The sequence below is a fragment of the Lysobacterales bacterium genome, assembly GCA_016703225.1.
GTDB lineage: Bacteria > Pseudomonadota > Gammaproteobacteria > Xanthomonadales > Ahniellaceae > JADKHK01.
On the sequence record JADJCM010000002.1, the window covers coordinates 1 to 22274 of the forward strand.

Annotated in this window: 21 protein-coding genes and 1 pseudogene; 5 read left to right on the forward strand and 17 right to left on the reverse strand. The window is 68.6% G+C overall.

The genetic code is table 11. From position 1 onward, the window contains the following. Positions 1–73 precede the first annotated feature (73 nt). The 3 genes from IPG63_08465 to IPG63_08475 all read left to right on the forward strand — a co-directional run bounded on the left by IPG63_08465 (position 74) and on the right by IPG63_08475 (position 1139). A complete protein-coding gene (locus tag IPG63_08465; GenBank protein MBK6727275.1) occupies positions 74–244 on the forward strand; it encodes a diguanylate cyclase in 171 nt (56 codons plus the stop codon). Beyond that, entirely contained in the window at positions 241–408 is a 168-nt protein-coding gene (locus IPG63_08470) for a hypothetical protein (GenBank protein ID MBK6727276.1), read from the forward strand. Before IPG63_08465 ends, IPG63_08470 begins: the two co-directional genes overlap by 4 nt. 338 nt (positions 409–746) lie before the next feature. After that, on the forward strand, positions 747–1139 hold the full coding sequence (locus IPG63_08475; GenBank protein ID MBK6727277.1) for an EAL domain-containing protein: 393 nt from the start codon (positions 747–749) through the stop codon (positions 1137–1139). Positions 1140–2987: 1848 nt separating this feature from the next. Here the strand turns inward: IPG63_08475 and IPG63_08480 are convergent. The 7 genes from IPG63_08480 to IPG63_08510 all read right to left on the reverse strand — a co-directional run bounded on the left by IPG63_08480 (position 2988) and on the right by IPG63_08510 (position 9150). Continuing rightward, entirely contained in the window at positions 2988–3581 is a 594-nt protein-coding gene (locus tag IPG63_08480; protein MBK6727278.1) for a nucleotidyltransferase family protein, read from the reverse strand. A gap of 40 nt (positions 3582–3621) precedes the next feature. Continuing rightward, positions 3622–3990 carry a PIN domain-containing protein gene (locus IPG63_08485; protein MBK6727279.1) on the reverse strand — a complete coding sequence of 123 codons (369 nt, stop codon included), beginning with the start codon at positions 3988–3990 and terminating at the stop codon, positions 3622–3624. Between the two features lie 10 nt (positions 3991–4000). After that, entirely contained in the window at positions 4001–4279 is a 279-nt protein-coding gene (locus IPG63_08490; protein ID MBK6727280.1) for a prevent-host-death protein, read from the reverse strand. A gap of 117 nt (positions 4280–4396) precedes the next feature. Continuing rightward, complete coding sequence (locus IPG63_08495) at positions 4397–5302, reverse strand: hypothetical protein (protein ID MBK6727281.1); 906 nt, start codon at positions 5300–5302, stop codon at positions 4397–4399. Between the two features lie 63 nt (positions 5303–5365). Continuing rightward, positions 5366–5806, reverse strand: coding sequence for an acyl-CoA thioesterase (locus tag IPG63_08500; GenBank protein MBK6727282.1), 441 nt, complete (start codon positions 5804–5806; stop codon positions 5366–5368). A 42-nt stretch (positions 5807–5848) separates the two neighbouring features. Then, positions 5849–8104 carry a PAS domain-containing protein gene (locus tag IPG63_08505; protein MBK6727283.1) on the reverse strand — a complete coding sequence of 752 codons (2256 nt, stop codon included), beginning with the start codon at positions 8102–8104 and terminating at the stop codon, positions 5849–5851. Beyond that, positions 8101–9150 carry an ABC transporter substrate-binding protein gene (locus tag IPG63_08510; protein ID MBK6727284.1) on the reverse strand — a complete coding sequence of 350 codons (1050 nt, stop codon included), beginning with the start codon at positions 9148–9150 and terminating at the stop codon, positions 8101–8103. The genes IPG63_08505 and IPG63_08510 overlap by 4 nt, the downstream gene beginning before the upstream one ends. A gap of 251 nt (positions 9151–9401) precedes the next feature. Between IPG63_08510 and IPG63_08515 the strand changes: the two genes are divergently transcribed. Beyond that, a complete protein-coding gene (locus IPG63_08515) occupies positions 9402–9629 on the forward strand; it encodes a type II toxin-antitoxin system Phd/YefM family antitoxin (GenBank protein MBK6727285.1) in 228 nt (75 codons plus the stop codon). Positions 9630–9640: 11 nt separating this feature from the next. Next, on the forward strand, positions 9641–10054 hold the full coding sequence (locus IPG63_08520; GenBank protein ID MBK6727286.1) for a type II toxin-antitoxin system VapC family toxin: 414 nt from the start codon (positions 9641–9643) through the stop codon (positions 10052–10054). Positions 10055–10136: 82 nt separating this feature from the next. Here the strand turns inward: IPG63_08520 and IPG63_08525 are convergent, their stop codons facing one another. The 10 genes and pseudogenes from IPG63_08525 to IPG63_08570 form a co-directional block, all read right to left on the reverse strand. Beyond that, positions 10137–11678, reverse strand: coding sequence for an FG-GAP repeat protein (locus IPG63_08525; protein ID MBK6727287.1), 1542 nt, complete (start codon positions 11676–11678; stop codon positions 10137–10139). Positions 11679–12091: 413 nt separating this feature from the next. Next, positions 12092–13048 (reverse strand): 2-oxoacid:ferredoxin oxidoreductase subunit beta, encoded by a 957-nt coding sequence (locus IPG63_08530; protein MBK6727288.1) that lies wholly within the window; start codon positions 13046–13048, stop codon positions 12092–12094. Next, a pseudogene (locus IPG63_08535) lies at positions 13045–14884 on the reverse strand (2-oxoacid:acceptor oxidoreductase subunit alpha). Before IPG63_08535 ends, IPG63_08530 begins: the two are co-directional and overlap by 4 nt. Before the next feature lie 13 nt (positions 14885–14897). Further along, positions 14898–15185 carry a YfhL family 4Fe-4S dicluster ferredoxin gene (locus IPG63_08540; GenBank protein MBK6727289.1) on the reverse strand — a complete coding sequence of 96 codons (288 nt, stop codon included), beginning with the start codon at positions 15183–15185 and terminating at the stop codon, positions 14898–14900. Next, positions 15163–16068, reverse strand: a complete 906-nt coding sequence (locus tag IPG63_08545) for an ATPase (protein ID MBK6727290.1) — start codon at positions 16066–16068, stop codon at positions 15163–15165. The genes IPG63_08540 and IPG63_08545 overlap by 23 nt, the downstream gene beginning before the upstream one ends. Continuing rightward, on the reverse strand, positions 16065–17249 hold the full coding sequence (locus IPG63_08550; GenBank protein MBK6727291.1) for a 2-hydroxyacyl-CoA dehydratase: 1185 nt from the start codon (positions 17247–17249) through the stop codon (positions 16065–16067). The genes IPG63_08545 and IPG63_08550 overlap by 4 nt, the downstream gene beginning before the upstream one ends. Further along, complete coding sequence (locus tag IPG63_08555; GenBank protein MBK6727292.1) at positions 17240–18250, reverse strand: FAD binding domain-containing protein; 1011 nt, start codon at positions 18248–18250, stop codon at positions 17240–17242. Before IPG63_08555 ends, IPG63_08550 begins: the two co-directional genes overlap by 10 nt. Then, positions 18247–20631 (reverse strand): molybdopterin-dependent oxidoreductase, encoded by a 2385-nt coding sequence (locus tag IPG63_08560; protein MBK6727293.1) that lies wholly within the window; start codon positions 20629–20631, stop codon positions 18247–18249. The genes IPG63_08555 and IPG63_08560 overlap by 4 nt, the downstream gene beginning before the upstream one ends. Continuing rightward, positions 20628–21110: a (2Fe-2S)-binding protein gene (locus tag IPG63_08565; protein ID MBK6727294.1), complete on the reverse strand. Its 483-nt coding sequence runs from the start codon at positions 21108–21110 to the stop codon at positions 20628–20630. Before IPG63_08565 ends, IPG63_08560 begins: the two co-directional genes overlap by 4 nt. Then, positions 21107–22273, reverse strand: a complete 1167-nt coding sequence (locus IPG63_08570) for a thiolase family protein (GenBank protein ID MBK6727295.1) — start codon at positions 22271–22273, stop codon at positions 21107–21109. The genes IPG63_08565 and IPG63_08570 overlap by 4 nt, the downstream gene beginning before the upstream one ends. Position 22274 lies beyond the last annotated feature (1 nt).

Genomic DNA, 22274 nt, shown 5'->3' on the forward strand with positions numbered 1-22274 from the left:
CCTGCACGAACGATAGCTCACCGGGCTGCTAACCGCGCGCGCCGCCTGTGCTCCGCCGACAATATCTGGCGTTTTGACATGCCGCCTTCGGCACGACGCTGGCGGTGGCCTACCTGGATCTCGACGGCTTCAAGAAATCAACGACGCCCAGGGCCACGGGACCGGCGACCGCGTGCTGGTCGAGCTGGCGCAGCGCCTCCTGGGCGGCCTGCGCGCCGGCGACGCTCGCACGGCTCGGCGGTGACCGAGTTCGTCGCGGTCATGCCCGAGCTCGATGGCCAGAACCAGAGCCTGCCCCTGCTCGACCGGCTGGTCGAGGTGGTGTCGCGTCCGGTGGAGATCGGCGAGTTGCAGCTGCTGGTGTCGGCGAGCATCGTCACCTCTACCCGCAGGCGGATACGACGTTGAACCGGACGCTGGTGCGCCACGCCGACCAGGCCATGTACGCGGCCAAGCAATCGGCAGGGCCGCTACCACCTGTTCGACGCCGAGCAAGATCGCGTGTTGCGCAGCCGTTTCGTGATCGAACAGGTGCGCCGCGCGCTCGAGCGCGACGAGTTCCGTCTGTACTACCAGCCCAAGGTCACCCTTCGCAGCGGCGAAGTGCTCGGCGTCGAGGCGTTGTTGCGCTGGACGGTGCCGGGCGGCGAACCGCGGCTGCCGGACGGTTTCCACCGCAACTCGAGGGGCCGATGCGCGCGGGCTCGCGCTCGGCCAATGCGTGCTGGGATGGCCGCGGCCAGGCGCTGTCCTGGCGCCGACAGGGACCTGCACCTGCCGGTCAGCGTCAACGTCAGCGCCGCGCAGCTGGACCAGCCGCAGTTCGCCGCCGGCCTGTCGGCGCTGCTAGCCGCGCCATCCGGGGCTGCAGCCCGAGGACCTGGAACTGGAAGTACTGGAGACCAGCGCGCTCGCCGACCTCGTCGCACCGCGCGCTGATCTACGACTGCCACCGCATCGGCGTGCACTTCGCGCTCGATGACTTTGGCACCGGCTATTCCTCGCTGTCCTACCTGAAGCGCCGCCCGGTGCGCCAGCTCAAGATCGACTGCAGCTTCGTCGGCGACCCTGCTCGACGACGCCGACAACCTGGCCATCCTCGACAGCGTGGGGGCCTGGCGCGCCTTCGCGCGAGGTGATTCGCCGAGGGCGTGGAATCGCTGGACAGGGCGAGATCCTGCTGCGCATGGGTTTGCGAAATGGCCCAGGGCTATGCCATCGCGCGGCCGATGCCGCCCGGGGAGCGATCGCGGACTGGATCGCCACCTCGGCGCCCGGACCCGCGCTAGCAACGCCACGCGCCGATCCGGCGCGAGGCGATCCCGACCCTGGCGCTGCTGATCCGGGCACCGCGCCCGGCTGCGCTCGCTGCAGGCAGCGTGCGTGGTGCCCGGTTGCAGTCTCGTCCCAGGTCGAGCGCGCCACGCCCGCTGTCGAGCAATGGCTGGCGCGCAGCCCGACGAGCGCGAGACCATCCCGAACTGCAGCGCGCGATCGAACTGCATCGCGACATCCACCGCCAGGGCGACGCGTGGCTCGCCGCGCCCGCCGCGGCGAGGCCAGCGCGCCTCGGGTCTGGCCGCGATCGAGCAACAAAGCGAAGCCCTCGCCCACACCCTCGAAGCCCTGCTCGACCACCCGCACCTAACCCCGCGGGGGTGGCGCAGGTAAACGTCGGAGTCGGCAGGGGTCGGACTTCGCGTTGTCGATGTTCGGCGCAGGCGCCGTCAGGCAGCTTCGATGGCGGGTTTGCTTGGTTGGGGACACCTCTCTGGGCACGCAGCCCTTTTTCGCCTTCGCCTTGACGCCAGGCTCCGTCGAAGAGACACTGCGACGGCAGGCAAGCAGTGCAAGACCTGTAAGAGGTCGTTGGTTGCAGCGGCAGCCCGCACGGGTGGGATCCTCGAACTAGGTGCCACACTACTCAAGACCCTCGGTCAGCTCACGCAGCCGGGGGTCTTTCGTTTCCAGATGCGGCGATGTCGCCAGACCAGAACTTCAGTCCGTAGCCGACCAGCTTGTTGTGCTGGTGCCGGTAGCCACCCGCATCATTTCAGTTCAGGTAGCGAGGCTCGGTGTCGCCGAACTGGTTGGGGGTTGACGGCGGCGAAGGCGCCGGAGGCCACGGCATCCGCCTCCAGACCGGCCATCTGCGAGTGTTGCACGGCACGCACCCTGGTCGGATCGACTGCGGACCAATCGATATTGACTCCCGCGTGGGGCTGTCGCACAACCTGACCAGGTAGTCCCGCAAGTCCTCGTAAGACATCTGGCCGCGATTTGAGAAGATGATCTCGGCAAAGCCGTCGCCTCGATCCCTGAGACGGGTGGTCGCGGCATAGCCAGGAAACGCGCTCAAGCAGCAGGCGGCTGGCATACCGATACAGCTGATGCTTCTGCGCCTGGAAGGTTTCCGGATCGAGGATGGACGGCAATGGATCAATACACTGACCGTCCGCATTCGACCTTTCCCGATCTCCCGCGCGTAGGCCACCTTCTGCGCGTGCTGCAGCTTGACCGAAGTGAAGCTGCTGACGCCAAACCGGCCCAATAAAGCGCGCACGGCGTCCATGAGCTTCACCACCTCGGAATCATGCTCGGACCGAGTGACAACGGCGGACAGCACCAGCCACCGGGAGGAGCCCTCGCCCTTGTCCCTGAACACTGAAGCCCTCATCGCCGGACTCGTCTGGCCAGACGCGAAAGCTCCAGCGCGCCCGCCTGGTACTTCACGAAGCCCGCCAACGGGGCGGCGAACCAGCTTGATAGCTGCCGCTCGAACCAGCGCGTATGCGGTGCGGGAACCGTGTGGGGCGAGCGAGGGAAGTCGGGGGTGCAGCGCCATGGTGATGAGGGATTCCAGAAGCTCTGCGGTCTGGGTTACCGCGTACGGCTGGGCTGGCAGCGCGCTGTCAAGGTCACGTCTCTGTGGCAGGGCGTGGGCTTTCGCGCCGACGTAGCCGCAAGCCTGCTCGACCACCCGGACCCTAACCCCGCGAGGTGGCGCGGTAGGCGGCGTGGAGGTCGGTGGGGGTGTCGATGTCGATGGCGGCTTCGGGTAGCGGTAGTTGCGTAGTCGTGTCGGATTCGCGCAGCAGCAGCGGGTTCGCGCCGCGGTCGCCGTGCAGGGTGGCGAGTTCGGCGAACAGGCGGCGCGGGAAGATGGCGGGTACGCCGGGGCTGCCGCGGTAATGCGCGCAGACGACGCGCTCGGGTGCGATTTGCCAGAGTGCGAGCAAGGGTTGCAAGGATGCCGCGGTGAGCGCGACCTGGTCGGCGAGCAGCACCAGCGCGCCATCGATGTTCGTCGGCAGGGCGCGGATGCCGGCGGCGAGGCTGCTGCCGAGGCCCTCCGCCCAAGCCTCATGGTCGATGGCGTGCACGTCGGCGGGCAGTGCCACACGCAAACGCTCGCTCTCGCAACCCAGCACCACGAAGGCCGCGCCTGGCGTCAGTGCTGCGGCAAGTCGCGTCGCGTGTCGCAACATCGGCTCGCCATCCACCTCCGCCAGCAACTTCGCCCCGCCAAAGCGCGAACCTGCGCCGGCCGCAAGGACCAGGGTGGCGAGGTGGGTGCTCACGACGCGGCCTCCAGAGCCCGTAGATAATCGGCCGGATTCATCACCACCACGCGCGCGCAGCGGTCAGCGGGATAGTCGGCGGAATTGCCGGTGACCAGCACTGCGCCCGCCCGTTCGGCCAGCGCCAGGAACACCGCGTCGTCCGGATCGGGCAGCGCCAATGGCCATGCCAAGGATCCTGAAGCTGCAGGCTGTCCTGGATCAGCACCTCGACCCAGATGGGTGGAAAGCCATAGCGATGGAACTTCGGGCGCGCGAGCACGCGGCGATATTCCGCGGTGACTGCCGGGCAAGTCGCCAGTTGCAGCTGGCCTTCGAGCACCCAATCCATGACCAGTCGCGCCGGCGGCCCTGCGGCACGGATGCCGGCCGAGACGATCACGTTGGTATCGAACACCGCCAGGCGCACGCGCGCCCGGTCACTTCGCCGCGACGCGCGCGGCTTCGATCTCGGCGTCGATCTCGCGGTCGGTGATGGCAGCGAGTCCCGATGCTTCCGCTTCCCGCCAACTGGCACGCAGCGCGGCGCGTGCCAAGGCGCGGCGCAGGTCGCGGTCTTCGAGTGCGATATCGCCGAGCGCGGGCACCAGGAAATAGGCCGGTCCTTGTTGGCCCGAGAGCAGGACGGTTTCGTCGGCGGCGCCTTCCAGCGCCTTGGTGCCGCGCGTACGGAAGTCGCGCAGGGAAACGCATCGCATGGGGATCACCTCGGCGGCCAGCGTAGCCAAAACGGCTACGGGAGGAAAGTGCGTGACGGTGGCCGTCTCCCGCCCGGAACCGCCTCGGTCTTCGCTGCCGCGCTCGCGGGGTCGCGCTCAGGGCGCCGGCTGCAGCGCGCCGTCGGGGACGCTGGCGAAGTCGAAGACCGCGCTGAACGGCAGGAAGGTATCGCCGTCGAGCGCGAGCGCGAGTTGCACCTTGTGGCCGGCCGGTCCCGGCGTGCCGCTGCCGTTGAATGCCTTGTAGAACATCCACCAGCCGCCTTCGGCACGCCGTAGCAGGCTCGGGTCGGCGATCGGTTCGGCGACCGCGAGGCGCAGCCCCGCTTCCGGTTGCCAGCTGTTGCCGGCGTCGAAGGAGCGGCGGCTGGCGATACCGCCGGGGGCGTTGTAGCAGAGCCGCAGCGAACCGTCGGCGAGCACGGCGAGTTCGGGAATGCCGGCGCCGTCGATGCGGCTCGCCAGCAGAGTGAACGGGCCGTCGCCGCTGCTGATTGCGAAACGCACGGCCGGCACGCCGGCGTTGTTCTGTGCCACCGCCAGCAAACGACGGCCATCGGGCAGGCGCACCACGCTCGGGTCGGTGCTGTTGTCGAGCGCGAACACTTCGCCGTCGATGCTGAAGTTCAGGCCGTCGCTGGAGTGTGCACTGTAGAACCGCGATGGTTCCGGCAGCGGTGGCGGCGGGGTCACGAAGTGGCCGCGGAAGTAATACAGACGAAAGCTGCCGTCGGGCTCACGCAGCACGTCCGGGTCCACCGCGTCGCCGTCGAAGACGCCGTCGAGCAGCACTTGTTCGCCGCGCTGCCAGCCGCCATCGACGCGCCGTCCGCGGTAGATGCCGTGCGCGCCTTCGCCGGAGACGTAGTACACGACCAGGGTCGGCGGCGTCTCCAGCCCGTCGAGAAAAATCTGCGGCTCGCTCGCGGCCTGCGCGCTGCCGCCGCACAGGCATAGCGCGAACACGCAGAGGTTGCGGACGCACTTGCGGATCTCGGGCATGTCGCCTCCGCTGCGAAGTGGATGCGCGCAAGCATACGCCCTCGCCGTGCGCCTCCGAGCGCGCTATGCAGCGGGCTGCGGCGGCGGACAGAGCTCCAGGTAGCGCTGCAACTGTTCGCGCAACTGCGCGCCGATGCTGCGCGGGCGGCCGTGCACCATCTCGATCGCGACCAGCACCGAGCGCGCGGTGAGGCGCAGTTCGCCGCCGACGCGGCCGTCGAAGCGCAGCGTGAACGAACTGCGGCCGAGTTTTTCGAGTACGACGGTCAGCTCCAGCACCTCGCCGAGCCGACACGGACGCTTGAAGTCGCATTCGGTGTGCGCGGTCGGGAAACCGACGCCGTGGGTCAGGATCTGCTCGGCGTAGTTCAGCCCGAGGCAGTGCGTGAACCAGTCCTCGACCGCAGCCTGGAACATTTCGAAGAAGCGCGGGAAGAACACGTACCCGGCCGGGTCGGTATGGGTGAAGCGCACCGGGGCGCGGTGGATGTAGAGGCTGTCCATGCCGAGAGTTTAGCGGGCGCGCTGGTGCTGCTGGCGGGGGCGTCAGGCTTCGTCGAGCGCATCGCGCATCCGCCGCGCCAGCTCGCCGCGGCGCCAGGGCTTGGGCAGCAGGCGCACGCCGGGGTCGAGGCGGCCGTGGTGGACGATGGCGTTTTCGGTGTAGCCGGAGGTGTAGAGCACCTTCAGCCCCGGGCGCAGCACGCGCGCGCGATCGGCCAGCTCGCGGCCATTCATGCCGGGCATGACGATGTCGGTGAACAGCAACGCGATGTCGGCGTGTGCCTGCAGCAACTCCAGGGCCAGTTTCGGATCGGCGGCGAACAGCGGCCGGTAGCCGAGCAGTTCCAGTTGTTCGACGGCGTGGCGCAGCACCATCGCCTCGTCCTCGACCACCAGCACCACTTCGCCTCGACCGCGCGGCATCGCCTCGACTCGCGGCACTTCGACGGCCGCTTCGCCGACCACGCGCGGCAGGTACAAGCGCACGGTCGCGCCCTGGCCGGGCTCGGAATAAACCTTGATGTGCCCGCCCGACTGCTTGACGAAGCCGTAGACCATCGACAGCCCGAGGCCGGTGCCCTTGCCCTTGTCCTTGGTCGTGAAGAACGGCTCGAACACGCGCCCCAGGTGTTCTGCAGCAATGCCGCTGCCGGTGTCGGAGACCGCGATCAGCACGTACTGGCCGGGCTGCACTTCCGGATTGGCCGCGGCGTAGTCGGCATCGAGCGTCGCGTTCGCGGTCTCGAGGGTCAGGCGCCCGCCCTGCGGCATGGCGTCGCGCGCATTCAGGCACAGGTTGAGCACGGCGCTGTCGAGTTGCGCGGGGTCGACCAGCGCTTGCCAGAGACCGCCGCCGCGCGACAGCTCGATCCGCACGTGCTCGCCGAGCGTGCGTCGCAGCAGGGGTTCGAGCTCGGCGAGGCGGCGGTTGACGTCGACCGTGGCCGGTTGCAGCGGCTGCTTGCGCGCGAAGGCGAGCAGTTGCCGTGTCAACTCGGCGGCGCGGTGCGCGGCTTCGCCGATCATGCCTGCCAGTTCGGCACGCGCCGGATCGTCGCGCAGCCGGTCTTGCAGGGTTTCGGCGTTGCCGAGGATGACGGTGAGCAGGTTGTTGAAGTCGTGCGCGACGCCGCCGGTGAGCTGGCCGATCGACTCCAGCCGCTGGCCTTCGCGCAAGCGCTGCTCGGCCACCACTTGGGTGCTGATGTCGGCGATGCCGCCGATCATGCGCAGGGCTTTGCCACTGGCATCGCGCAGCACCAGGCCGCGGTCGAGCACGTGCAACCAGCGGCCGTCGGCATGTTTGAGGCGATAGCGTGCTTCCCAATAGTCGCGGTCGCTGTCGATCACCGTCTCCAGACTGTCGCTGACGCGCGCGTGGTCGTCCGGATGCAGCATCTCCAGCCAGCCGGCGAAGCTCGCTTCCGGATCGTCGTGGGGATGGCCAGTAAGCTTGCTGAAGCGCTCGTCCCAGACCAGGGCGCGGGTGGCGAGGTCGAGGTCCCAGACCGAATCGGTGACCGCCGTCGCCAACAGGCGCAGCCGCTGCTCGCTCTCGGTGAGCAAACGCACATCGCGTTCATGCTGTCCGGCCATGCGGTTGAAGGCGCCGGCCAAGCGTCCGAGCTCGTCGTCATGGGTGGGCGCGATGCGGGCGTCGAGCTCGCCGCCGGCGAAGCGTTCGATGCCGCGTTCGATCGCCCGGATCGGTTCGCTCAGGCGTCGGTAGACGAGTGCGAACGCCCACGCCCCGGCCACGCCAAGCAGCAGCGCCAGGGCCAGGAAACTGCCGCCGGCCTCGCGCTGCACCGCGCTCCATTGCTGTTGCCGTTCGCGCACCAGGGTGGCGAGGCTGTCGTTGATCATCGCGAAATGGATGCGCAGTTCGCGCGCCACGTCCTGGCGCAGGCGCAGCACGCGCGCATCTTCGCCCCGAAGGTCGAGACGCCCTGCCGCGATGGTCTCGAACACGGTGGCGATCTCGCGCAGGTGGCGGGTGGCCAACTGCGCCTCGGTGCTGTCGTCGGCAGCCAGTTCTCTGGCGAGACGCAGGGCGTCGGCGGCAACCTCGCGTGCGATGGTCGCGTCGGGCTGGAGCAAGGTGACGTAGTTGGCGCCCAGTCGCATCTGTTCGCTCTCGCCGCTCAGGCGCAGCATCTGCGCCGCTTCGGACATGGCGCTGCGTGCGCGTTGCCAGTCGCGGGCGCCGAGTACGCCGAGCAGGACCACGCAGAACGCAGCGGCGAGCGCGCTGATCAGCGCGAGCCGTCGCAGGCCGGGCGCAGGCCAGGCGCTCATGGTGCGGGTTTCCGATAGAGGTAGGGCGGCAGTGCGACGCTTTCCGGGGCGACGCGTTGCAGCGGGCCGGCTTCGATGTAGTCGGGCAGTCGCGGTCGTGGCCGGTCGGCGAACTCCGGCATCGTCGCGAGCCAGTCGAGCGCGCCGTCCAGCCCGGCCAGTGCCGACCAGCCGAGCTGCAAGTGCCAGATCACGCCGGCCTCCATCGCCGCCAGTTCCTTCTCTTCGACATCGAGCGCCTGCGCATGCAGCGCTCGCGCCCACAGCGGCTGCGCGCGGATCATCGCGATCGCCTGGGCATAGGCGCGCAGCACCCGATCGGCCAGCGCCGGATTGTGCTCGACCACGTCGCGACGGCCGAGCAGCAGCCAGGTGGCGACGTAGGCCTCGCGCGCGGGCAACACATAGGCGCGCTCGCCCATCGCGTGCAGCAGGCGCGCGCCCCAGGGTTCCCAGGTGATCACCGCGTCCACACGCCCGGAAGTGAGCGCGTCCACCTGCTCGGACATGCCGATGGACACGAACTCGACGGCATCCTCGGCGATGCCCTCAAGCTGCGCGAACTGCGACCAGGCGTAGTGCGCCGAGCTGTAGCGCTGCACGCCGATACGCCGCCCGGCCAGATCGGCGGGGCCATGAATGCCGCGCTCGCGGTCGGCGATCAGCATGTGCGCGCGCGGCACCACAGCGAGCGAGGCCAGCACCACGAAATTCGCGTCCTGCCCAGGGGGCTGCAACCACATCGCCCGCGCCACCGGCTGCGCTGCCGCCAGCGCGAACGCAACTCGCCCCTCGGTCAGTGCCTGCATCGCATCGACGCCGGAGTCGACGTATTCGACCGCAACCGTCTCCGGCGAGGCGGCGCTGACCCCGGCCTCGAACAGACCCGCCCCGGCCGCCACCTTGGTCGGTGCATCCGCGATCCAGTGAAAGGTCGCAATTCGCACCGGCGCCGTCGCATGCGACGCCACCGCCGCGCCGGCAAGTGCGCACAGGCAGGCCGCGATGAGCCAGCACCAACCGGATCGGGCGACGGACCTGAGCATCGGGTTCCCCTGCAGTTGCGGCCGATGGTAGGCCATGTGAAAGCCGTGTGCATGGCGGTGATCGAGCCTGTGCGGCAATCCGCGCTGACTCGGACGCCACCCGTGACTACGCTGGAAGCGGCGCTGGCTGGTTCAGACCCGAAGGACTCAACGATGCGGCGGGTAGGTCCATGTCCATGGGGAGGGCTGGAGTTGGCGTGGCCGGAAATGGACATGCATAATCACACCAATCTGTACACTGCGGGGTTCGCGTGAAACAAGCCACCTTTACCGAAGTACGAAACCACGCCAAGGCCTATTTCGATATCGTCGAATCGGGTGAGTCCGTGCGGGTATTGCGCAATGGCAAGGCCATTGCCGACATCGTGCCAGTCGTCGCCGATCTGCCATCTTGGAAGCGGCGCAAGGCGCAACCGCTGGTGCTGCGGGGCGTGTCGGTCAGTCGCCTGATTCTGGAAGACCGCAACGGCAGTTTGTAGGGATCCTCCGAGTGCGCGTCTTTTTCGACAGCTCCGCCTTCGTGAAACGCTACGTCCTCGAAGTCGGCACCGACGAGGTAGTGGCGTGGTGCGATCGCGCCAGCGAGATCGGTCTTTCCGGCATCGCGTTGGCGGAGATCGTCTCGGCCTTCTGCAGGCTGCGCAGGGAAGGCTCGATCGACGCGACCCAGTACCGAACGCTCAAGTCGCTACTGCTGGCCGATATCGAGGATGCGGCGGTCTGCGATCTCACCCCCGAAGTGCTGGCCCAGTCCATTGTCAGCTTGGAAAGCAATGTCCTGCGCGGCATGGATGCCATCCACATCGGCAGCGCGGTTGCGCTGAAGGCCGACGTTTTCGTCTCCGCGGATGAGCGGCAATGCGAAGCCGCGCGCCGCGCGGGTCTGCGCGTGGAAGTGGTCTGAGCCCCTGCCGCAACACCGCTTCCTCGACCTGGCGGAAGATCATGTGCTTCGTCTACCGCGCGAGGGTTACGAGGACCCGAATTCACTCAAAGCCGTCCTTGAACAACGGGTCGTTGCTGACGAAGTCGTTGCCGAACAGTGCGTACACGCGCCCTGCGGACATGGTGTTGTTGGGGTCTGCCTCGGGCGAGCCGACGAACAGATCGGCGATGCCGTCCTGGTTGATATCGCCGGCACGGCAGACCGTCTGGCCCGCAAAATCATCCGTAGTCGCGCCCTGGATGCGAAAGCCATTGCTGCCAGTAAGCGAAGACAGTGCGAAGTTCGCCGGCAGACCGCTGCTGCGACCGAAGACGACATAGGCGCCGCCGGAGTCCACGAGGCCGAAATCGGCGCCGGGCGCACCGAAGATGACCTCTCCCAGACCATCGCCATTGATGTCGTGCAGGCCTGCCACGCTCTCACCCAGCACATCTCCCGCGGCGGCGCTGGTGAATGCCAGACCATTGCCACCGTTGAGTCCGCTCAGATTGAAGCCGGGCGAAAAACTCGCGGCACCAAAAACCACGTAGCCGTTTCCGATGCGGCTCGTACCATTGGCCGCGCCCGGCGCACCGATCACCAGATCGGGACGCGCATCGCCATTGAAGTCCGGTACGAAGCTCAGGCTGCCTCCGGCCTTGTCGCCGGCGACCGCGCTGTGGATGGCAAAGCCGTTGCTGCCATTGAGCGTGTTCAGTCCGGTCTGCAGTGGATATGCGCCACTGTGCCCATACACGACGAACGCACTGCCGGCACTGGCGACGCCACCCGGAGAAGCGCCCGGTGCGCCCAGCACCACATCCGGAAAATTGTCGCCATTGATTGGACCGATCGCTGCCGCCGTGCCCAGCGATACCGTCGACACTTCCGTGCTGGCCACCGCAAACCCGTTGCTGCCGTTGAGCGTGCTGAGCGCAAACACCGGAGGCAGGCTGTTGCTGCCGAAAATCACGTAGGCCTGCCCGGGGTTGCCGGCTCCGGCGCTGAAATTGGGCGCGGTCAGCACGATGTCGGCATAGCGATCCCCGTTGATATCGCCGCCGCCGGCCAGCACCGCGCCGATCTTCTGCGTGTTGAACATGCCGTGGATGCGTACGTCGGCATCGTCGAGACTGATCGCGGACGGCAGGCTCTCGCTGCCAAATACCAAATAGGCTGCGCCGGTATTGGCCACGCTCGGCGCGTCGGCGAACGGCGCGCCAATCAGCACATCGTCGACGTCGTCGCCGTTTACATCACCGGCGCAGGCAACGCTGGCACCGGCGGCATCGCCGCTGGTTTCGCCGGTCATGCGCAGGCCCGCGCTGTTCAGACTCGTGGGCGGTGCGGCGCCGGTGGGCGACCCGAACACGACGAAGGCCATCCCCTGATCGCTGGGACCGGCACCGGTGGCGCCAATCAGCAAGTCGCGAATGCCATCCGCGTTGAGATCGCAGTTGCCGTCGATGGCCGCGCCCGCGCGCGCCAGGAATTCAGGTCCGTCCAGCGCCCAGCCCTGGCTTCCGCCCAGCGAGGACAGCAACACCACGGCAGGCGGCGTCTGCGCGCAGGCGACGCCGATGCTGCCGAAGAAAAGGAACACGCATCGGCTCAGGCTCGAACCGAGACCGCTTGAACGCTGGCTCTGATCTTCACCGCGTATCGTCTGCGCTGCGTGCATGTTCGCCTCCAGGGGATAAGCCGTCGCTCACCGCAGCGACCGGTTGAGGCGACGCAGCGCATCGTCGCGCCGTGCAGCCTTATCGCCGTGTTACGCAAATGGGCAATGGAAGTCTTCACTTCGCATCGCTGCATTGCCCATCGTGCCGTCCGTGTTGGGTCAGCCATGCTGGCACGCGCTGCCCATTCCTGCCGCGCTGCTCAGTTTCGCCAGGCACCGGTCGGGCCGGATTCGAAGCCGGCGGCGAACGTCATGCTGCGCAGGGGATGGGGATAGGTGTAGGGCAGGTAGCCGATGCGGGACCGCTTTCGGCTTGGACGGACTGGGTGCTTTGCCTACCCGAACACCGCCTCCTCGACCTGGCGGAAGATGCCGAGCGCGCAGGGCAGGTCGGGCAGGGTCATCTGGGCGAGTTGCTGGGCGAGGGCGGTGTTGGTTGGGTCGTGGCGGATGGCGTGGTCGGGCAGTGGCTCGCTCTCGGCGTGGTCGATGGCGACGATGCGGTCGTGGCTGCGTACCAGCAGGCGGTTGCGGTCGCGGCCGAAGCGCAGGGGTTCGCCGGCGCTGAGGCGCACGCTGAAGTCGTCGCGCGTGGCCTTGGCGGTGATGGCCTCGTAGGCGCCGTCGTGGAAGGTGACGCAGTTGAGCAGCACTTCGACGAAGGCGACGCCGCGGTGCGCGTGCGCGGCGGCGAAGACTTCTTCCATCATCGCGTTGCTGGTGTCGGGCACGCGCGCGACGAAGGTGGCGCCGGCGGCGAGTGCGAGGTTGACCGGATTGATCGGATGGTCGGCGACGCCAAACGGCGTCGACTTGGTCTTGAGCCCGGTCGGGCTGGTCGGGCTGGCCTGGCCCTTGGTCAGGCCGTAGATCTGGTTGTTGAGCAGCAGCATCTTGATGTCGGGATTGCGCCGCAGCAGGTGCAGGGTGTGGTTGCCGCCGATCGCGAGCGCGTCGCCGTCGCCGGAGATCAGCCACACCGACAGATCCGGGTTGGCCAGCTTGACCCCGGTCGCCACCGTCGGCCCGCGCCCGTGCAGGGTGTGGAAGCCGTAGGTGTTGGTGTAGTACGGCAGCCGCGAGGTGCAGCCGATGCCGGAGACGGTGACGAAGTTCTCGCGCGCGATGCCGAGGCGGGCGTAGGTCGCGGTCAGCGATTTCAGCACCGCGAAGCAGCCGCAGCCCGGACACCAGCGCGGCGTGGCGCTGCTCAGGAAGCGCGCGCGTGCGTCGTCGGCGGCGTCCTCGGCGTCGGCGCTGATCGGTCGGTCGGAGAGGATGGGCGTGTTCATGCGCGCGACTCCAGCAGGGCGATGGCATGGGCGACGATTTCCGACACCTGGAACGAGGTGCCCTGCACCTTGTTCAGGCGCTGCAGGTCGATCAGGTACTCGGCGCGCAGCTGCTGCCACAACTGCCCGGTGTTGTTCTCGATCACGACCACGCGCGCATGCCGACGCAGCAACGCGCCGAGATCGTTCGGCAATGGATTGAGGTGACGCAGGTGCAGGCTGGCGACGCGGTGGCCTTCGCCGAGCAACTGGTCGCAGGCTTCGCGGATGGCGCCGAAGGTGCTGCCCCAACCGAGCAGCAGCAGCTCGGCATCGGCATCGCCGTGCAGCACGCAGGGCGCGTAGTCGTTGGCGATGCGCGCGATCTTGTCCTGGCGCAGCCGCACCATGGTTTCGTGGTTCTCCGGCTCGTAGCAGACGGCGCCGCTGTCGCCGGCTTTCTCCAACCCGCCGATGACGTGTTCCAAACCTGGCGTGCCCGGCACCGCCCAGGAGCGCGCCAGCGTTTCCGGATCGCGCGCATAGGGCTTGAAGCCCTCGCTGTGCTGGTGCCGATGCAGCGTGAACGGCGCCAGTTCGGCGGCCTCGGGTTCGCGCCAGACCTCGGCGCTGCTCGATAGCGACAGATCGCTGAGCACGATCACCGGGGTCATCGAACGCAAAGCGATGCGGCTCGCCTCGACCACGGTGTCGAAGCAGTCGGCCGGCGTCGCCGCGGCCAGCACCGGCAGCGGTGATTCGCCGTGGCGCCCGTACAGCGCCTGCATCAGGTCGGACTGTTCGGTCTTGGTCGGGATGCCGGTGGACGGACCGGCGCGCTGCACGTTGATCACTACCAGCGGCAGCTCGGCGATCACCGCGAGGTCGAGGAACTCGCCCATCAGCGCCATGCCCGGACCCGAAGTGCTGGTCGCTGCCAGTGAACCGGCGAAGGCGGCACCGATGGCGCTGCCGATCGCGGCGATCTCGTCTTCGGCCTGGAACATGCGCACATCGGGATCACGCAGGCGGCTGAGTTCCTGCATCACTTCGGTCGCCGGCGTGATCGGATAGCCGCCGAGAAACAGGTGCAGGCCGGCGCGCCGCGCTGCTGCGACCAGGCCCTTGGCGAGCGCGGCATTGCCGGTGACGAAGCGATAGACGCCGGCCTCGCGCAGGCGCTCGTGCGCGGCCACGCGCAGCGGGCTGACGAAGAACTCGGCGGTCTCGCCGTAGTTCCAGCCGGCGTCGAAGGCGCGGCGGTTGGCGGTGGCCAGTTCCGGCGTGGCCGCGAAGCGATGTTCGATCCAACCGTGCACCGCTGCCTTCGGCCGCGGGAACAGCCAGCAGATCAGACCGAGCGCGAAGAAGTTCTTGCTGCGATCCATCTCCTTGCCCGACATCGCCAGCCCGCGCAGCGCGCCGCGGCTGAGCTTGCCGATCTGCACCGGGAACACGCGATAGCCGCGCAGCGATGGGCGCAGTGAACGCGGTCTCGTTGACGATCAGCATCGCGTTCTCCGCGAGCGCGCCGAGGTTGCTGCGCAGTGCCGCCGGATTCATCGCCACCAGCAGGTCGATGCGGTCGCCGGGCGTGTGAATGCCGCTGCCGCCGGTGCGCACCTGGAAGCCGGAAACGCCGCCCAGCGTGCCGGCCGGCGAACGGATCTCGGCCGGAAAATCGGGCAGCGTGCGCACCAGTTCACCGGCCGCGCTCGCGAGCTGCGCGAACTGCTGCCCGGCAAGCTGGATGCCATCGCCGGAGTCGCCGGCGAACTTGACGGTGATCTCGTCCAGGGTCTGAACCTGCGACAGATCCGGATCGAGCAGGGCGGCTTCGGCCTCGGCGTGGTTCATGGCGGCATGGGTCTCAGTTGCGGTGGCGCGAGGGCAGGTCGCCGGAGAAGTCTTCGTCCGGGTGCAGCTGGCGCGCGCGTTCGATGAGCAGCGCTTCCGGCTCGACGCGATCGGGATCGGGCTCGCAGCATTCCTGCGGACATACTGCGGCGCACTGCGCTTCGTCGAAAAAGCCGACGCACTCGGTGCACTTGGCCGGGTCGATCACGTACACATCGCGACCGGCGGTGATCGCCTCGTTCGGGCATTCGGTGACGCAGGCATCGCACAGATTGCAGTCACGGGTGATGCGGTAGGCCATGTTGTTTCTCCTCGTTCATGCCATGGATGGCCGCTCCGAGCGCGCCGCAGAACTGCGCGTTGGGAGCGAGATGGGTGCGCACCGACGCGAAGCGTTCCGCGAACAGCGGAATCAGGATCGGGTGGTGGGCGAGCACGCCGCCCGAGAACACCAGGGTGGCGGTATCGATCGCGGTCATTTCCAGCACGCGCTTGACCACCGAGCGGTAGAGCGCGTGCACCAGGTTCTCGACCCGCTCGCCGTGCATCAGCAGCTTGATCACTTCCTGCCCGGAGAACACCGTGCAGTAGCTGTTGAGGGTGAGCTCCTGGTCGTGCCCAGCGGCGAGCTTGGGCAGGTCCGACATCGGCACCTCCAGGCGGTGCGCCAGTTCCTCGATGTAGGCGCCGGTGCCGGCCGCGCACTTGCGGTTGATCGCGAACTGGCCGACCCGGCTCGGGGTGGCGCCGATCACCTTGGCGTCCTGGCCGCCGATGTCGATGATGGTGTAGTCCTCGCTGAGCTGCAGCTGGTGCTGCACGCCGAGGTAGTGCGCCTTGATCTCGGTGAGCTGGCCATCGACGAAGGCGATGTGGTTGCGGCCGTAGCCGGTCGCGTACAGCCGGTGTCCGGGGCGCAGGCGCGGCGCCTGCCCGGGCGCGGGCGACGCGGCGCGGTCGGCTTCGACGAATGGCGACAGCTCGTCGTCGCTGCCGGCGAGCGCGCGATGCACGTGCTCGCCGAGCGGGAACAGGGTGCGGCGCTTGCGCGTGGTCAGCAGCCGGCCTTCGGCGTCGAGCGCGGCCACCTTGATTTCGGCGCTGCCGCAATCGACGCCCCAGAACACCTCGGTGCGCACCGGGGCTTCGGCGGCGATGCGATCGCGTTCGAGCAGCGTGCTCACAGCGTCTCCAGGAAGGCTTCGATCAGCGTCGTGCTCTGCTCGTCGGAGAAGCAGCGCAGGTCGCACAGGTCGCCGTCGACGACCACGCTGCGGATGCCTCTCGCGGCAAGGCGTTGCGGCAGGTTGTAGGAGCTGTTGCTGTTGTTCGGGCAGGTGCGCGCGGCGTGGAAGACGACACCGTCGATCACGAACTCGCGCACCAGGCGCTCGATGTACGCCTCCTTGTAGGCGTCGTCGCGGTTGATGAAGATCTTCAGGTAGGCGCGCGCCATGCTCTCCAGCGGTTCGTCCGGATCGAAATCGGCGAAGATCCACGAGTTGCAGTAGGTCGATGCGACCACCGCCGCGCGCTGCTTGGCGAACAGGTCGGACAGGTGGCGCAGGCGGCCCCACACCGGCATCCCTTCCCAGTAGATGCGCAGGCGCTCGCGCGGCACCGCGGCGTGGCCTGCGGCGATACGTGCCTGCAGCTCGGCGAGCAGGCTGCGGTAGTAGTCGGTGGCGATCGGCGTGCCGCGCAGCACCACGATCGGGCCCATGAAAATCGCGCCATCGAAGAAGTTCAGCGGCGCCGGGCGCGCCTTCGCGCTGTCGAGCACCTGCGCCCACAGGTCGGTGGCTTCCTTGGAATGCGCGAGCGCGCTGCGCAGCGCCTCGGGATCGAGCTTGCGTCCGGCGATGGTCTCCAACTGACCGATCATGCGCCGGTACTGCGCGGCGACATCGGCGACCTGTTCCGGCAACACTTCCGGCAGATGGTTGGGCGGATGGATGCCGAGCAGCGGCACGTTCCAGCGCCGTGCGTACCAGGCGAACCAGTGCATCACGTCCTTGCACTGGTTGGTGCAGTACACCAGCACGTCCGGGCGCGGCACCTCGCTGAGACCATAGGCCTTGGTCAGCGGCGTGATGCCCTTGAGCGCGGCGCCGATGTCGGAAGTCAGATAGCTGCAGATCTCGGGCGAATAGCCCTGCGCGTTGGCGACCGGGATGGTGTCGCCGCAGACGCGCGTGGCGCCGAGCAGTGCGCCGTGGTTCTCCGGGAAGTACACCTCGAAGCCGAGCGCGCGCAGGATCTCGGCGGGCCCGACCGAGGTACACCAAGCGACCTTGCGCGCCGGATCTTTCGCGGCTTCGCCGAGATCGACGAAGTAGTCGCGCATCACTTGCTTCACGTCCATGCCGCACCTCCGAGCCGGGCGGCGGCCCGGCGGATGAAGACCTCGATCATGCGCTTGCGATAGTCGCGCGGGAAGAAGTCCTGGTCATAGCTGGCGCTGAAGTCGCGCGCTGCGGCCACCGCGGCATCGAGCATTGCTGCGGCCGAAGCGAAATCGGCGCGACGATAACGCCAGTGGCCGGGATGGGTGCCGATGCCGGTGAGCGACACGGCGAGATCGCCCAGCGCGTCGCCGTCGACGGCGCGTAGCCCGAGCGCGACCCCGAGCGAGGGAAAGTCGAGGTTGGCGCGCACCGCGAGCTTGGCGTAGTCGATGCGCCACCCAGTGGGCGCCGGCAGCTCGATCGCCACCAGCACCTCATCGCCGGCGAGGTCGTGGCGTTCGATGCCGTCGTCATGGTGGAAGCCGGCCAGCGCCACGCGACGTTCACCGCGCGGCGACCACAGCTGCAACTCGGCGTCGAGCAGCAGCAGCACCGGCACGCTGTCGGAAACGAAGCGCGCCTGGCACTGCGGCAACTGGCCGCGCTGTGCCGACTTGACGATGTGGCAGACCTCGCCACCCGCCTTGAAGCAGGGCGCGTGGGCGGCGCGGTTCAACGCGCTCTGGTTGATGAAGCTGCAGCGGTTGTCGACCAGCACGTTGCCGCCGAGCGTGGCGCGGCTGCGGATCGGTGCGCTCGCCACGCGCGCGACTGCTGCGGTCAAGGCCGGATGCAGCGCCTGCAGGCGCGCGTCCGCGGCAAGCGTGGCGAGGCGGGTCAGCGCGCCGATGCGGCAGCGGCCATCGCCATGGATGGCGATGCCGTGCAATTCCGGTAGGCCGCCGAGCGAGATCATGCGTTCGGGCGTTCGCAGGCCGAGCTTGAGTTGCGGCATCAGGTCGGTGGCGCCGGCGGCGAGCACGAAGTCGGCGCCGGATGCGGACAGCTGCGCCAGGCGCGCGCCGAGTTCGGCCAGTGACTGCGGGCGTTCGAATTCGAAGTGCAGGCCGGCGTTCATCGCGCACCCGCCTTGCGCAGCGCCGCCAGCACGCGGTCCGGGCGCATCGGCAGTTCCTGCAGGCGCACGCCGACGGCGTCGAAGATCGCATTCGCGATCGCCGGAATCACCGGCGCCAGCGGGCCCTCGCCGGCCTCCTTGGCGCCGAACGGGCCTTCGTTGTCCTCGCTCTCGTTGAGCACGATGTCGATCTCGGGTTCCTCGAAGGTCGAGGGAATCTTGTATTCGAGGAAGCCGGCGTTTTGCACCGCGCCGCCCTCGTGCAGCACTTCCTCCATCAAGGCCTGGCCCATGCCCATGTGGAAGCAGCCCTCGATCTGCCCGCGCACCGCCAACGGGTTCAGCGCGAAGCCGCAGTCGTGCGCGCAGGTGGCCTTGTCGACGCGGACGTGGCCGGTCTCCGGGTCGACCGTGACCTCGACGATGAACGCGGTGAAGCTGTAGGCCGGGGACAACCCGGCGCCGGCGCCCTTGAACGTGCCGCCGAGCTTCGGCGCGCGGTAGTTGCCGACCGTCTGCAGGATGCCCGGGCCTTCGATGGCTGCGTGCACCGCATCGAGCCACGCAATGTCCGCACCGCTGGCCAGATGGCGAATGCGACCGCCGCCGAACTCGAAGCCATCGCGGTAGTCGGGATTGGCGCCGAGGTAGTCGGCATCGAAATCCGGCGCGCGCTGGCCCTGGCGGAAGAAGTCCGCGGGCGGCTCCGGCTTCGGATACTCGGGCTCGGCCAGGCCGAGTTTGCGGCAGGCGCCGGCGACCAGCAGTCGACGCATGCGGATCGCGGCATTGCGCGCGGCGTTGCCGGCCATGAAGGTGACGCGCGAGCTGTAGCTGCCGAGATCGACCGGGGTCAGGCGGGTGTCGGCGGCGACCACTTTGACCTGGTCGAGATCCACGCCGAGCACTTCGGCGGCCATCATCGCGAGCACGGTGTCGCTGCCCTGGCCGATGTCGGAGGCGCCCGAGTACACGGTAATGGCGCCGTCGAACTCGAGCGTCATCCGCGCCGTGCTGCCGGGGCGCTCGTTCCAGTGGATCGGCAGCGCGCTGCCGCTGATGAAGAAGCCGCAGGCGACACCGATGCCGCGGCCATGCGGCAGCTTGCCGTACTTGTCGCGCCAGCCGGAGCGGCGCATCGCTTCTTCGAGGCCGCGCTTGAGCCCGACCGAAGTGATGCGGAACTCGTTGACGGTGAGCGTGTTCTCGCGATGCAGCAGGTCGATGCGCGCCTGGCACGGATCGAGCCCGGCCTCGGTCAGCGCCATGTCCATCAGCACCTCGGAGGCGAAGCGCGGATTGACCCCGCCGTGGCCGCGCATGGCGCCGCACATCGGCTTGTTGGTGTACAGGCGGCGGCAGCGAAAGGCGAAGTTCGGTACCGGGTAGGGGCCTTGCAGCAGCACGCCGTTGTAGTAGGTGGTGACCACGCCGAAGCTGCCGTAAGCGCCGCCGTCGATCAGGATGTCGCCGGTCAGCGCGGTGATGCCCTGCGCCGGATCGAAGCCGAGCTTCATCGTCAGTTCGGTCGGGTGACGGCCGTGGTGGCTGAAGAACACGTCTTCGCGCGAGAAGCGCAGGCGCACGTTGCGACCGCTGACCAGCGCCAGCTTGGCGGCGATCATCTCGTGCGGGAACGGATCGCTCTTGCCGCCGAAGCCGCCGCCCAGGTGCGGCTTGACCACGCGCACGCGGTGCTCATCGAGGCCGAGCACCTCGGCCATCGCCAGGTGCACGTAATGCGGCACCTGGGTGGCGCTGTACACGGTCAGGTTGCCGCGGCCGTCGATCTCGACCTGCACCGCATGCGGTTCGGTGAAGGCGTGGGTGACGGCGGCATAGCGGAAGCGTTTCTCGATCACGATCGGCGCCGCGGCGAACGCCGCCTCGGGATCGCCGAAGCGCTGTTCGACCTGCTTGTGCAGGTTGTTCTCGCGCTTGAGTTCCGGGTGCAACGGGTCGTCGGTGGGCTTGAGCGCGTGGCGCGCGTCGAGCACCGGCGGCGTCGGTTCGTAGTCGACCACGATCAGTGCCAGCGCTTGCTCGGCGATCGCCGCGCTCTCCGCCGCCACCGCCGCCACCGGCTCACCGACGTAGCGCACGCGCTCGCGCGCCAGTGCCGGTTCGTCCTTGCTGATCGGCAGCACGCCAAAGGTGCGCTCGAAGTCGGCGCCGGTGAGCAGCGCACGCACGCCGGGCAGTGCGGCGGCGCGCGTGGTGTCGATGGCGCGGATGCGCGCGCTCGCGTGCGGCGAGCGCAGGATCGCGGCGCTGAGCGGGTTCGCCAGGCGCAGGTCGTCGGTGTAGCGGGCGCGGCCGGTGACCTTGTCGCGCGCGTCGATCTGCGGTTGCGGCTGGCCGACGATGCGAGACGGCTTCATCGTGTCTCCCCGCCCGCGGCGACCGCGCGGTAGGCGTTGCGGATGGCGTTGTAGCCGGTGCAGCGGCAGGTGGTCGCGGCGATCGCGGTCTGCATCGCGTGTTCGTCCGGATGCGGCTCGCGCTCGAACAGCGCGACGCCGTTCACCACCATCGCCGGCGTGCAGTAGCCGCACTGGATGGCGCCGTGCTCGATCATCGCCTCCTGCAGCGGGTGCAGGGTGTTGCCGCAGCCGATGCCCTCGATGGTGGTGATCGCACTCGCTTCCAGGTCCGCCGCCGGCAGCAGGCAAGACAGCATCGGCTGGCCATCCACCAGCACCGCGCAGCAGCCGCATTCGCCGAGGTCGCAACCGCGCTTGCTGCCGGTGAGGCCGAGTTCCTCGCGCAGGTAGTCGAGCAGGGTGATTGCCGGTGCCACCGCGCGCGTGTGGCATTGGCCGTTGATGTTCAGGCGCAGCAGGCGCGGTGCGGGGTTCATCGCAGTCTCCGGATCAGGGTGGCGACGCCCTGGCCATGGCCGACGCAGAGCGCGGCGATGCCGAGTTCGCCGTCGTCGGCTTCGAGGCCATGCAGCAAGGTGCTGATCAGGCGCGTGCCGGTGGCGCCGAGCGGATGCCCGAGCGCGATCGCACCGCCGTCGGGGTTCAGGCGCGCGGCGTCGATTTCGAGCGCGCGCCGGTTGGACACGACTTGGGCGGCGAAAGCCTCGTTGATCTCGAAGCGGTCGATGTCGCCGACCGTCAGCCCGAAGCGCGCAAGCAGCTTGCGGATCGCGAGCACCGGGCCATCGCCCATCGCCTCCGGCGGCAGTCCCACGACGATGCTGCCGAGCACTTCGGCGCGCGCGGTGAGCCCATGCTGCGCGCAGGCGGTGCCGGAGGCGAGCAGGGTCAGGCTGGCGCCATCGGACAGCGGCGAGGCATTGCCGGCAGTCACCGTGCCGCCCTCGCGGAATGCCGGTTTCAATTCCGCCAGCGACGCCAGGCTGGCCTCGGCGCGTGGCAGTTGGTCGCGCTCGATGCGCGCACCGCCGTCATCGAGCGCCAGCAGCTCGCGGTCGAAGCGCCCTGCGGCCTGTGCTGCGCAGGCGCGCTGGTGGCTGGCGAGCGCCCACTGGTCCTGCTCGTCGCGGGTGATGCCATCGCGCGTCGCCAGCCACTCGGCGGCGAGGCCCATGTTGTTGAACGGGAACGGCGGTCGCGCCAGCAACGCGGTGTGGTAGTCGATCGCCGCCTGCATCGGCACGTGCTGCATGTGCTCGACGCCGCCTGCCAGCAGCAGCTGGTCCTGGCCACAGCCGATGCGCAGCGCCGCGGTGTTGAAGGCCTCCAGGCTGGAGGCGCACAGGCGATTGAAGGTGACACCGGGCACGTTCGCCGGCAGGCCCGCGAGCAGGCTGGCGAGGCGCGCGATGTTCTTGCCCTGCTCCAGGTGCTGGCCGACGCAGCCGACCAGCACATCGTCGATGGCACCGGAATCGGGCAGCGCGCGCGTCAGCTCAAGGATCAGCCGCGCCAGCAGTTCGTCGGCGCGCAGTCCGCGCAGCGCGCCCTTGTCGGCGTGGCTGCGCCCGATCGGCGTGCGCCGCGCCGCGACGATGCGGGCGGTCGCGGACGATGCGGGCGGCGGCAGCGCGGTCATG

Bases quoted from the DNA above. Each gene is read 5' to 3' on its own strand.
- IPG63_08490 (MBK6727280.1), bottom strand. From the start codon at position 4,279: ATGCGATGCGTTTCCCTGCGCGACTTCCGTACGCGCGGCACCAAGGCG.
- IPG63_08495 (MBK6727281.1), bottom strand. From the start codon at position 5,302: ATGCCCGAGATCCGCAAGTGCGTCCGCAACCTCTGCGTGTTCGCGCTA.
- IPG63_08500 (MBK6727282.1), bottom strand. From the start codon at position 5,806: ATGGACAGCCTCTACATCCACCGCGCCCCGGTGCGCTTCACCCATACC.
- IPG63_08505 (MBK6727283.1), bottom strand. From the start codon at position 8,104: ATGAGCGCCTGGCCTGCGCCCGGCCTGCGACGGCTCGCGCTGATCAGC.
- IPG63_08510 (MBK6727284.1), bottom strand. From the start codon at position 9,150: ATGCTCAGGTCCGTCGCCCGATCCGGTTGGTGCTGGCTCATCGCGGCC.
- IPG63_08530 (MBK6727288.1), bottom strand. From the start codon at position 13,048: ATGAACACGCCCATCCTCTCCGACCGACCGATCAGCGCCGACGCCGAG.
- IPG63_08540 (MBK6727289.1), bottom strand. From the start codon at position 15,185: ATGGCCTACCGCATCACCCGTGACTGCAATCTGTGCGATGCCTGCGTC.
- IPG63_08550 (MBK6727291.1), bottom strand. From the start codon at position 17,249: ATGGACGTGAAGCAAGTGATGCGCGACTACTTCGTCGATCTCGGCGAA.
- IPG63_08555 (MBK6727292.1), bottom strand. From the start codon at position 18,250: ATGAACGCCGGCCTGCACTTCGAATTCGAACGCCCGCAGTCACTGGCC.
- IPG63_08560 (MBK6727293.1), bottom strand. From the start codon at position 20,631: ATGAAGCCGTCTCGCATCGTCGGCCAGCCGCAACCGCAGATCGACGCG.
- IPG63_08565 (MBK6727294.1), bottom strand. From the start codon at position 21,110: ATGAACCCCGCACCGCGCCTGCTGCGCCTGAACATCAACGGCCAATGC.
- IPG63_08570 (MBK6727295.1), bottom strand. From the start codon at position 22,273: ATGACCGCGCTGCCGCCGCCCGCATCGTCCGCGACCGCCCGCATCGTC.